We start from the raw sequence: 1,997 nt of genomic DNA on the forward strand, positions 1-1,997 counted from the left end.
GTGCTCCCGGCTGCCGGACGACGGAGGGATCGGGGGTGCGCTCGTGCGCGTGGGACTGCTGACCGAGGGTGGTTACCCGTACGCCGCTGGAGAGGGCGGGGAGTGGTGCGACCGGCTCGTACGCGGACTGCCCCGGCACGAGTTCGAGGTGTACGCGCTGAGCCGCAGCGCCCGCCAGGAGGACGGCGGTTGGTACGCGTTGCCCGGCAACGTGCGCCGGATCAGGGCTGCCCCGCTGTGGGGCGGGCCCGCGCCCGGCGGCACCGGGCGCGCCCACGACGCGTACGGCCGGCGCGAACGCCAGCGGTTCACCGCCCACTTCGGCGACCTGGCCGCCGCCCTCACGACATCCGGCACGGCACCCGGCGACCAGGCGTACCGTTTCGCCGAGGGCCTCTACGGACTCGCCGGCCTCGCCCGCGACGAGGGCGGCCTCGTCGCCGCGCTCCGCTCCGAACCTGCCCTGCGCGCCCTGGAAACCGCCTGCCGCGCCCCCGACGCGCACCCCGGCGCGCAGGGCGTCCGCGTCGCCGACCTCCTCGTCGTCGCCGGCCTCCTGGAGCGGGCCCTGCGCCCGCTCTCCCTCGACTGGTACGGCACCCCGGACGGCGACCTGGGCCTGGCCGGCGTCGACCTGTGCCACGCCGCCTCCGCCGGCCCGGCCGCCCTGCCCGGGCTGCTCGCCCGCCGCTTCTACGGCACGCCCCTGCTCGTCACCGAGTACGGCGTCCGGCTCCGCGAGCACTACCTGACCGAGCCGGCCGGCCTCTCCGTGCCCGTCCGCACCCTGCTGTCCGCCTTCCACCGGCTGCTGGCCGGCGAGACGTACGCCCACGCCTCGCTGATCACCCCCGGTGACGCGCAGGTGCGCCGCTGGCAGGAGCACTGCGGCGCCGACCGCGGCCGGCTGCGGACCGTCCCGCCCGGGGTGGACGCGAGCCTGTACGAGGCCGTCGGCGAGGCGCGGCCCGGGCGGCGCGGGGAAGGGCCGGTGCTGCTCCTCGCCGGGGGCCCGCCCGAACCCTGGCTCTGGGAGGCCACCACCGTCCTCACCCTGACCCGCCCGGACGTGCGACTGCGGGTCACCGGCGTCCCGGAGGGCGGGCCGCTGCCCGAGGGCGTCTCCCGGGTCGCCGCCTGCGGCCCCGACGACTACGCCGACGCGGACGTCATCGTCGTCTGCGCCCCCGGCGACGGCTTCCCCGTGCCGCTGGCCGAGGCCATGTTCTGCGGCCGGGCCACCGTCGTCCCCGACACGGCGGCCGCCCGCGAAGTCGTCGGCGGCACCGGCCTGGTGGTGCCCGCCCACGACCCGCACGCCCTCGCCGAGGCATGCCTCACGCTGCTCGACGACCCCGCCCACGCGGACCGGCTCGGCGCCGCCGCCCGGGCCCGCGCCCTGGAACTCTTCACCGTGGAGCAGAACATCGCCACTTTCGGCGGCATCTACCTGGAGCTGCTGTCGAGCTCCCCGGCGCGGCAGGACCTCGCCGCCCCGCGCGACGCGGCGCCCCTCACCGCCGCCGGGCGCGTCCGCGGCCTCGCCTGGTCCGCCCGGCCCGCCTCGCCGTCCTGGGCGGGCCGCCGGTGACGCGCGCCGCGGCACCGGCCGCCGCCGCCCCGCCCCTCTCCTGCGGGCCCTCGATCCCGTCGCAGGCGGGGGCGCGGGAGGCCGTCGGCATACCCGCCCCTCCCGGTCGCTCCGAGCCGGTCCCCGACCCCGTCCGCGTCTTCCTGCTCCGCCACCACGCGGTCTGCGCCGACGCCGTCGACCCCTTCGAACTCGCCGCGCGACTGGAGGAACGGGGCGTCACCGACCGCGCGGCGGCGGCCTGCGGACACCGGGACGTCTTCTCGCTCGCGGCGGAGCTGTACGCGCGGGCGGACGGCGGTTCGGCGGGCGGTGGTCCCGGGAGCGCGGCCGGTACGGCGGTGCTCCCGGGGGCCGGCGGGCTGTGCGCCGCCCGGCCCCGGCGGAGCCGCCGGACCGCCGCCGC

Annotated in this window: 1 protein-coding gene and 1 pseudogene; both read left to right on the top strand. The window is 79.0% G+C overall.

All coding sequences use genetic code 11. The annotated features are described in order from the left end of the window. Positions 1-1,591: DUF3492 domain-containing protein (locus tag JNW98_RS35350; RefSeq protein ID WP_372459407.1), on the top strand; the 1,591-nt coding region annotated here is incomplete at its 5' end. After that, positions 1,588-1,997, top strand: a pseudogene (locus JNW98_RS35355) (hypothetical protein); the annotation flags it as partial. The gene JNW98_RS35350 and the pseudogene JNW98_RS35355, both read left to right, overlap by 4 nt.

The organism is Streptomyces huiliensis (genome assembly GCF_020037025.1).
GTDB classification, from domain to species: domain Bacteria; phylum Actinomycetota; class Actinomycetes; order Streptomycetales; family Streptomycetaceae; genus Streptomyces; species Streptomyces huiliensis.